11 protein-coding genes are annotated in these 8,289 nt (G+C 36.6%); 8 read left to right on the forward strand and 3 right to left on the reverse strand.

Features of this window, described 5'->3' with window-relative positions; genetic code table 11:
- The 5 genes from AC1DND_RS17525 to AC1DND_RS17545 form a co-directional block, all read left to right on the forward strand.
- On the forward strand, window positions 1-761 hold a 761-nt coding region (locus AC1DND_RS17525), incomplete at its 5' end, for a DUF2314 domain-containing protein (RefSeq protein WP_477583549.1).
- A gap of 22 nt (window positions 762-783) precedes the next feature.
- On the forward strand, window positions 784-1,545 hold the full coding sequence (locus AC1DND_RS17530; RefSeq protein WP_477583551.1) for a copper homeostasis protein CutC: 762 nt from the start codon (window positions 784-786) through the stop codon (window positions 1,543-1,545).
- A 507-nt stretch (window positions 1,546-2,052) separates the two neighbouring features.
- Window positions 2,053-2,289, forward strand: a complete 237-nt coding sequence (locus AC1DND_RS17535; RefSeq protein ID WP_477583552.1) for a hypothetical protein — start codon at window positions 2,053-2,055, stop codon at window positions 2,287-2,289.
- 100 nt (window positions 2,290-2,389) lie between these two features.
- Window positions 2,390-2,911 carry a hypothetical protein gene (locus AC1DND_RS17540; protein ID WP_477583554.1) on the forward strand — a complete coding sequence of 174 codons (522 nt, stop codon included), beginning with the start codon at window positions 2,390-2,392 and terminating at the stop codon, window positions 2,909-2,911.
- 163 nt (window positions 2,912-3,074) lie between these two features.
- Window positions 3,075-3,689 (forward strand): lysostaphin resistance A-like protein, encoded by a 615-nt coding sequence (locus AC1DND_RS17545; protein WP_477583556.1) that lies wholly within the window; start codon window positions 3,075-3,077, stop codon window positions 3,687-3,689.
- Window positions 3,690-3,691: 2 nt separating this feature from the next.
- Here the strand turns inward: AC1DND_RS17545 and AC1DND_RS17550 are convergent, their stop codons facing one another.
- The 3 genes from AC1DND_RS17550 to AC1DND_RS17560 all read right to left on the reverse strand — a co-directional run bounded on the left by AC1DND_RS17550 (window position 3,692) and on the right by AC1DND_RS17560 (window position 6,012).
- Window positions 3,692-4,084, reverse strand: a complete 393-nt coding sequence (locus tag AC1DND_RS17550; RefSeq protein ID WP_215127369.1) for a DUF983 domain-containing protein — start codon at window positions 4,082-4,084, stop codon at window positions 3,692-3,694.
- A gap of 138 nt (window positions 4,085-4,222) precedes the next feature.
- Window positions 4,223-4,807, reverse strand: a complete 585-nt coding sequence (locus AC1DND_RS17555) for a Crp/Fnr family transcriptional regulator (RefSeq protein ID WP_477583558.1) — start codon at window positions 4,805-4,807, stop codon at window positions 4,223-4,225.
- A gap of 218 nt (window positions 4,808-5,025) precedes the next feature.
- Window positions 5,026-6,012: a D-alanine--D-alanine ligase gene (locus tag AC1DND_RS17560; protein ID WP_477583560.1), complete on the reverse strand. Its 987-nt coding sequence runs from the start codon at window positions 6,010-6,012 to the stop codon at window positions 5,026-5,028.
- Window positions 6,013-6,200: 188 nt separating this feature from the next.
- Between AC1DND_RS17560 and AC1DND_RS17565 the strand changes: the two genes are divergently transcribed.
- From AC1DND_RS17565 to AC1DND_RS17575, 3 genes are read left to right on the forward strand one after another with little or no spacing between them, the layout of a single operon-like run.
- A complete protein-coding gene (locus AC1DND_RS17565) occupies window positions 6,201-6,971 on the forward strand; it encodes a PASTA domain-containing protein (protein WP_230140703.1) in 771 nt (256 codons plus the stop codon).
- 19 nt (window positions 6,972-6,990) lie between these two features.
- Complete coding sequence (mltG, locus tag AC1DND_RS17570; protein ID WP_477583562.1) at window positions 6,991-7,800, forward strand: endolytic transglycosylase MltG; 810 nt, start codon at window positions 6,991-6,993, stop codon at window positions 7,798-7,800.
- Window positions 7,800-8,207, forward strand: a complete 408-nt coding sequence (locus AC1DND_RS17575) for an acyl-CoA thioesterase (protein WP_477583564.1) — start codon at window positions 7,800-7,802, stop codon at window positions 8,205-8,207. Before mltG ends, AC1DND_RS17575 begins: the two co-directional genes overlap by 1 nt.
- The last annotated feature ends 82 nt before the right edge of the window (window positions 8,208-8,289 follow it).

An 8,289-nucleotide genomic window follows, 5' to 3' on the forward strand; every position in this document is an offset into this window, starting at 1 on the left:
ATTTAACCCTTTGGTATTTCGAAGAAAGTTTAAAAAACAAACAACCTTACCAAAATTATTTTTCTATTAAAGTACTCATTACCGATGGTGATGAAGGCGAACATATTTGGTTAACAGACCCACATTTTGACGATGAAGGAAACTTATTTGGTACCGTTGGAAACGAACCGGTAAATATTCGTTCTGTAAAATTTAATCAAAAAATCGGCATAAAGCGCGATTTAATCTCTGATTGGATGATTATTGAAAACGGCAGATTAATTGGCGGTTATACCATACGGGCCATTAGGGATGGCGTTGCAGAAAAAGAGAAAGCAGCATTTGACAACAGCATAGGTTTATATATTGATGAGGGCGTTGATCATTTCAAAGCCAATCTCGAAACACCGGAAGGTGCAATTCTGGCGATTGAAAAAGCCTACAACAATAAAGATATTGATGCTGCCATAGCCTGTAAGGATTTTTTTGAAGAAGCTAAATCCTTACTTTCTGTGATGAAAATGGAGATTGATCAGGATATCATCAACGAAACTGCCGAAGTGCTTAAACTATCTTTCATCAACAATATAGAAGAACATGGTTTTCCTGATTTTTCCACTATCCAAAATGCTTTTCCGGAACGTAAAAAAGTTGACGAAACCCATTGGGTAATTACAGAGGTATGCTGGTATCCGGATGGCGGAAAATCAGTGCAGTTACTTAACACCTACAAATCGCCAAAGGGATGGGTAGTTTTAGGGCCAGCAGGGCCACAGGAATAATTTAAATTAATAAATCTATATAATGAATGAAGTGGCAATTGGTTGCTTAGAAGTATGTGCTAATTCCTATCAATCGGCATTGGCTGCGCAAAATGGTGGAGCAAAAAGAGTGGAGCTTTGTGATAACCTGGCAGAAGGTGGTACAACACCAAGTTATGCTCAAATTGCCCTGTCTAAGAAAAACCTATCCATCGAAGTTTGGCCAATTATCCGTCCGCGTGGAGGCGATTTTCTATATTCCGAAATCGAATTTGAGTTAATGAAAGAAGATATAAAAATCTGCAAATCATTAAATTGTGAAGGTATAGTTACCGGAATACTTAAAGCAGATGGCACTATCGATAAAGAAAGGTGTGCTGAATTAATTGAACTGGCTAAACCTATGGAGGTGGCTTTCCACAGGGCATTTGATATGAGCAACGATATGAATCAGGCATTGGAAGATTTAATCGCACTCAACATAAAAAGGGTACTTACCTCTGGAGGTGCTTCTTCTGCGATTCTGGGAGCAGAAAAACTAGCACAGCTTGTAAAAAAGGCCAATGGCCGGATTACCATCATGCCTGGTGCAGGTATAAATGAAAACAATATCAAAAACCTTATTAATCAAACGGGTGCCAGGCAATTTCATGCTTCAGCAAAGGAATTTGTGCCAAGTAAAATGGGATTCAGAAATACGGAAACCAAAATGGGCAGTATTGAGGATGAATATCGATACGAACTCACTTCCGAAATAAAAGTAAAGGCTTTGGTAGATGGTATTACCAGTACAATAAATAAATAATTAATTTCAATCGTCATTTCGACCGTAGTGTTCCAAAGGAACTCTTTCGGAGGAGAAATCTTTGACTGTACAGAAACATAAAACGGCCCTCGTTTGCAACGAGGACTGTTGAGATCCGCATTTGTAATGCAAAATGAACAGTTTAAAGGCGATAAAATCGCCCTTCCCCTCCATCCTCGTTACAAACGAGGACGATAAGCACAGCTTTAAATTAATGCGCTAACAAAATGAATAATCTTTAAACCCTATTCGTTTGTGATATTTTTATTCGTTTTTGCATTATTCTACAAATTGTTAAAATCATTTTTAGCATCCAATACTTTGAGCTGGCTTTACATTTTGTTAGCTGTATTATTTAGTTGTTCCTATTTCAGGTATGTAAACTCAGGGAACAAAAACTGTATACATTCCATTAATATTCAAGTAATTAGTTATATTTAGGTGCTTGCCGACAGTGTGGCCTTAGACCTGGATGGTTACAAATTTAAGGGGACAAAATCTCAGCTCTTGAAAGAATTACAAGGCGAATTCGACAAAATGAAGAGTTTTAAAATCGACATGCAAGACATGGAATCGGTTGTGAACAAAGATAAAAGTGAAGAATGGGTAAGCCTGTGGTACAACCAGGTGTCTTCGACAAAAGATGGAAAAACCGATACAGTGGCTTTATTTAACGATATTAAATTGAAAAATGGAAAGGTTGTGAGACTATCTGAATATGTTCAGCACCCGATGAAGAAGTAGTTTTTTTAGAAATTACGACAAAACGGGGAAATATTTCCTCGTTTTTTTTGGATTGTTTTTTTTCAATTCTATATTTACACAAAATATTAACGCTCATATTATGGAAAACCAAAGCGAAAGCTTATGTAGTAGCTGCTACAGACCATTTGTTCCTTCAGATACCTATTGCAACAATTGCGGCTTCCCTTTTCAAGGAACCAAAGAAGAAAAAGACCATCACATTGCGAACAGAACCGTTAAGGAGATAGATCTTAGCGATTTGAATAGATCGGTAGAAAGTGCCTGTAATTCGCTGTATTGGATTGCTGGTATCAATGCCGTATCAGCTGTTTTCATTTTCTTTACTGCAGCACCGGAAGATCAGTTTACATTATTAATTATGAATGTAATCCTTGTAGGAGCATTTGTGGCTTTTGGTGTTTTAGGCAAAACCAAACCTATTACGGCCATGGTTTCAGGCCTATCACTTTATGTAATCATTCAAATCTTAAACCTTATTGCCGACCCAACTAGTATTTTTAAGGGCATTATTTTTAAAGTTGCGATCATCATTTATCTAATTAAAGGTATTCGGGCAGTTCTTGAAGCTGATAAAATAAAAAAAGAGCTTAATATCGATTAACTTGGAGGAGCTGCAAATTTCGGATAATTTATGTGATCATTGCTAAAATGAAGTTCCTGTAGGCCATAAATTCTGTAGCCATTGCGGTAGCGCCCAAAATTATAAGGAAGTTGTAATTCACAGTAAGAAGTGGCCAAACATACAACAAATCGGCCTGTTCTTTATGATAGAGATATTGTGCTGTGCAACTTCATTGCTCATAGAAGAACATTCTTTAACTACGTTTTTTTGTATCGATGGTATAATGGGTATCGCTGCCACTTTGTTCTTTTTTAATAGCTGGTCGGAAAATAAAAATATACTAAAATGGCCAGGTTTTTCTATATGGAAATTAACGGGCTTAATAACTGCTACTATTTTGGCTTCCATTATGGTCACATTTGTGGTTGACCATTTAAACGAACTTGTTTTTAAAAAGGAAATGGAGTATTATTCCATATTCGCATTTCATAAATATGGTACCTGGTTAATGTTTGCTTCTATTGCCCTCTACCCTGCTATATTCGAAGAATTGGCTTACAGAGGCTATTTAATGCAGAAGTTATTAAGTGTGGTTGACGAAAAAGAAGCTATTTATATTTCCTCTATTTTATTTTTCATCATTCATTTCAGCCTGATTTCGGTATTCTGGTTGCTGCCTTTTGCTTTATTTCTTGGTTGGCTCAGAATTAGAACTAAAACATTGTGGTATGGTGTTTTTATTCACTTTTTCTTTAATTTTACCGCTTGCTTTTTAGACCTCTACCCGCTGGAAGACCTTTTTGGATTAGTTTTTTAGCACTAATCCCCACTTCCGGGAACATAGTGCAATCCTGGTGTAAGGTAATGAAGCAAAATAACTCTCGAATAGCGGTAATTAATTGGAGATAACAATAAAACACCCGTTAAGATTAAACTTACATAATACCACAGGTTTTCATAAATTAAAGGCAAGCCTAAAACATACGATGCTACTCCAATGGTAATAATTTCTGCAACATTCATGGCATAACTTACAAACATCGCTACGTAGAAAAATCCAGGTTCACGTTCAAATTTTAAATTGCAATGCGGACAGGTAATATTTGTTTTTTGTAATCTGAAAGAATAAGCACTTCCGGTAAAGATATCTCCTTTGCGGCAGCGCGGGCATTTACACTGTAAAAATGCTTGAAATTTAGATAACTCAGCCATAATCTTCTAATTTGATACCACAAAGGTAAGGCTAAAATTAAAAACTAATTTATGATCTACGTCATGTTTGAGGGATGGTTTGTTAGTTCATTAGTCATTTGTTCACTGGTCATTTGTTTATTGGTTCCAAATAAAATGCTAAACCTTTACTATTTTCCCTTTAATGGTTTTGATCAGGCCTCTTTCGGCTAGTATTTTAGTGCCACGAATCACTGTTTCTACCCTTAAACCAGTCATATCGGCTAATTCTTGTCGCGTTACCTTTAAATTTTCACCCACAGCAATATCGTCGAGAAGGTAATTGATAATCGTTAACAACCGATGCTCTGCTTTTTCGCTTGCCAGTTCTTCCAGCATCATCGATTTATAAAAAAGGCGGTGACTTAGCGTCCGGATCAGGTGCATGCTAAAATCGGGTTCGTTTTTGATCAAATCAAAGAAATCTTCTTTATTTACAGCAATAATGTGCGAATCTTTATTGGTGATGGTAAAAGCTAAATAAGGCCTGTCGATCAATAATGCAGGTTCGCCAAAATATTGCCCTGTTTTAAAAACCCCTTGAATAAATTCCTTTCCTTCATCGCTAACGGTAACCATTCTTACCTCACCTGATTTGATAAAATACACGTAGCGCGGCTGCATACCGGGCTCGTAAACAACCGAATCTTTTGGATAGCTTTTGAGTTTTAAACCTTTATCAATCAGTTTCTGGAAGTTCATCATAATTTAGGCCAATAAGTACTTAAGTAGGTCTATAAAAGATCTTAAAGATTATTTTCGATATAATTATATGTCACTTGTCATTCTGAACGAAGTGAAGAATCCCTAGCCAATGAAACACCTAACCTAAATTACCTCGCTAACAAAGCCAATAGATCATAAAAGCATGCTAATATCTTAAAGATTCTTCATTGCATTCAGAATGACAAAGTTCACGAAGACTACCCTAATGTTTCTTTCATTAAACGGGTGTAAAACTCTTTCAGTGTAATACCCATTGCCGCTACCTGTTGTGGGATAAAACTGGTTGCTGTTTGCCCGGGAATGGTATTGATTTCGATAAAATAAAATTTACCAGTTCCTTCTTCCAGGAAATAATCAACACGTACCACTCCCCTGCAATTTAGTTTCTTATATACATCCTTTACCACCTGCTGTACGCGACTCACCTCTTCTTCATTCATTCTGCCCGGTGTAATTTCTTCAGTTGCGCCTGGCGTATATTTGGCTTCGAAATCAAAAAATTCATTTACCGGGATAACTTCTGTGGTTGGCAAGACAATAATTTTTCCTTCAGCGCCAAAAATGCCTATCGAAAACTCTCTACCACTAACAAACTCCTCAATTAAAATCTGACCATCCTCTTTAAAAGCCTTTTCTATAGCACTTTCCAGATCATCAGCATGTTTTACCTTACTCATGCCAATACTACTGCCACCACTATTTGGTTTAACAAAATAAGGCAATCTTAGATCTTGCTTAATTTGATTTAAATTATAGTTGCCACCTTTAAATATCTGAACAGATTTTGCGGTGTACAGGTTATCAATGCCTTCTACAACCGCTTTGGTGTAACCTTTATTCATCGTAATTGATGAAGTTAGTGCATCACAGGCCGTGTATGGGATACCTAACATATCAAAATAGCCTTGTAATTTCCCATCCTCGCCAGGCGAACCATGGATAGCAATAAAAACGCCATCGAACTTAATTTTTCTTCCTTCAAGCGTTAAGGAAAAATCATTTTTATCAATTTCAATTTTAACAGAATCAGCAGGTTCATAAAACCAGCCCTTTTCGTTCAGCATAATCTTATACACATCGTATAAATTGGGGTCGATATTTTGGGCAATAGTGGCTGCGCTTTTCACCGAAACAACCCATTCGCCTGTGGTACCGCCTGTTAACAATGCTATCGTTTTCTTCATGTTAAAAATCCTTTTATAAATAGAAATTGAATATAAATATATCCTCAAAAATATAAATATCTTTGTGCTTTAGTAATATTGAAGGAGAGAATTTATTGAATGATTGAATGAGGAAATGGATTCTATAATTCAATCAATCATTAAAATAGTTACATTTGAGCTTGTACGCATAACCCAAATTAAGATTCATGTCTAAATTTATAGATTATTTAAAAACCAAATCGTTTAGAAACAATATTTTAGCTGCAATAATAACTGTTGTTGTGCTTCTACTGGTTGCTTTTTTTAGTTTAAGATATTATACCAAACACGGACAGGGCCTAAATGTACCTATGGTAAAAGGCTTATCTTTTGAGCAGGCAGTTAAGAAACTCGAAGATGCCGGATTAAAATATGAAGTAGATTCTGTTTTTATTATGGATCAACCTGCAGGAATTGTAATTGATCAGGATCCTGATCCCAATACTTTTGTAAAAGATAACCGTACCATTTACTTAACCATTAACGCAGGTAAAACACCGAATACAAAATTCCCTGATATAGCGTTTAAGACCTTAAGAGAAGCACAGGCTATAATAGAGAGCTCTAGATTAAAACTCGGCGATACCACCTATAAGCCAGATGTAAGCCGCGATGTGGTTTTAGAAGCTTCTTTCGGCGGCCAGCCAATAGCAGTAGGACAGGTTGTGCCTGTTGGCTCCAGGATTAACCTGGTATTGGGCGATGGACGTGGAAACGAAGAAGTAGATATTCCACAACTAATGGGATTAACGATGGATGAAGCGAAATTTAGCCTAAGAGGTTCGAACCTGAGTTTAGGCACTATTATTTACGATGGCCCTATTACCGATAGTGCTGCTGCCATTATTATTAAACAAGATCCTATGCTGGTTGATTCGTTAACCAAAGTGGCTATAGGCACAAAGATTAACATTACCCTATCTAACAAACAACAATAAACACGTATCATATTTACAGATGACTGAAGTAGAAAAAAAGAACATGAGTACAGGCAAAAAAGTGGCAATAGTGATTGCACTTGTTGTTATTTTAATTGCTGGTTACTTTGCGTTAAATATTTACAGGCTTTACTTTGCCCCCAACGTTACCGAAAATCAAAAATATCTATATATCAAAACCGGAAGCAGCTACGATGATCTGATCGCAGAAATTAAAAAGAAAGATCTGGTAAAAAGTATCTCTTCTTTTACTGCAGCTGCCGGAAAAATGAATTTAGCTACAAGCGTTAAACCCGGACGTTACCGTTTAACCATTTCGCCGGTTGACTTCTTTGAGCGCATGCACAAGGAATATGATAAATTCTGGACAGCCGACCGCAAGCAAAAAGCAGCAAGTTTAAACCTGACTCCGGTACAGGTATACACCTTAGCTTCAATTGTTGATGCAGAGGCGCTTTACGACAAAGAAATGCCCATTATAGCAGGTTTGTATTTAAACCGTTTGAATAAAGGCATATTGTTACAGGCTGATCCAACGGTAATTTTTGCAAACAACGATTTTACGGTAAAAAGGGTAACCGGAAAATTATTACAGGTACAATCGCTTTACAACACGTATAAATATGCTGGTTTGCCTCCAGGCCCTATTATGATGCCAAGTATTAATGCGATTGATGCTGTACTAAACCGCGATAACAACAATTACATTTACATGTGTGCCAAAGAAGATTTTTCCGGCTACCATAACTTTGCTGAAAATAAAGCACAGCACGAAATCAATGCAAAGAAATATCGTGAAGCTTTAAACAAAAGAAACATTTTTAAATAATGTATAGCCACAGTACAAAAATCAGGGTTCGGTATGGCGAAACCGATCAAATGGGTTATATGTATTACGGCAATTATGCACAGTACTACGAAGTAGGCCGGGTAGAAATGTTGCGTAGTTTGGGCATGAGCTATAGCTCGATGGAAGCTGATGGAATTATGATGCCAGTTTTGGAATTAAAATGCAAATATATTAAACCTGCCCTATACGATCAGGAAATTACGGTAAAAACAATCATCAAAACCTTACCTGGCATCAGGATCTTTTTCGAGTACGAGTTGTATAACGAAAAAGAAGAGTTGATCAACATTGGGACAACTACATTGGTTTTCGTTGATATGAAGAAAAACAAACCTACAAATCCACCCGAAAATTTTATGCAAAAACTATCGGTGTTTTTTAATTAACAAATACAATGGAATGGTTACATAGGCAATTATTACATCTTAAACTCTATTCTAGATTTATCGAATGGACGAAGGGATGTGT

It is taken from the genome of Pedobacter sp. 01N416, assembly GCF_056399685.1.

Coding starts and splice junctions, on each gene's coding strand:
- mltG (WP_477583562.1), top strand. CDS start 6,991: ATGACTGAAGTAGAAAAAAAGAACATGAGTACAGGCAAAAAAGTGGCA.
- AC1DND_RS17555 (WP_477583558.1), bottom strand. CDS start 4,807: ATGATGAACTTCCAGAAACTGATTGATAAAGGTTTAAAACTCAAAAGC.
- AC1DND_RS17560 (WP_477583560.1), bottom strand. CDS start 6,012: ATGAAGAAAACGATAGCATTGTTAACAGGCGGTACCACAGGCGAATGG.
- AC1DND_RS17550 (WP_215127369.1), bottom strand. CDS start 4,084: ATGGCTGAGTTATCTAAATTTCAAGCATTTTTACAGTGTAAATGCCCG.
- AC1DND_RS17565 (WP_230140703.1), top strand. CDS start 6,201: ATGTCTAAATTTATAGATTATTTAAAAACCAAATCGTTTAGAAACAAT.
- AC1DND_RS17540 (WP_477583554.1), top strand. CDS start 2,390: ATGGAAAACCAAAGCGAAAGCTTATGTAGTAGCTGCTACAGACCATTT.
- AC1DND_RS17530 (WP_477583551.1), top strand. CDS start 784: ATGAATGAAGTGGCAATTGGTTGCTTAGAAGTATGTGCTAATTCCTAT.
- AC1DND_RS17545 (WP_477583556.1), top strand. CDS start 3,075: ATGATAGAGATATTGTGCTGTGCAACTTCATTGCTCATAGAAGAACAT.
- AC1DND_RS17575 (WP_477583564.1), top strand. CDS start 7,800: ATGTATAGCCACAGTACAAAAATCAGGGTTCGGTATGGCGAAACCGAT.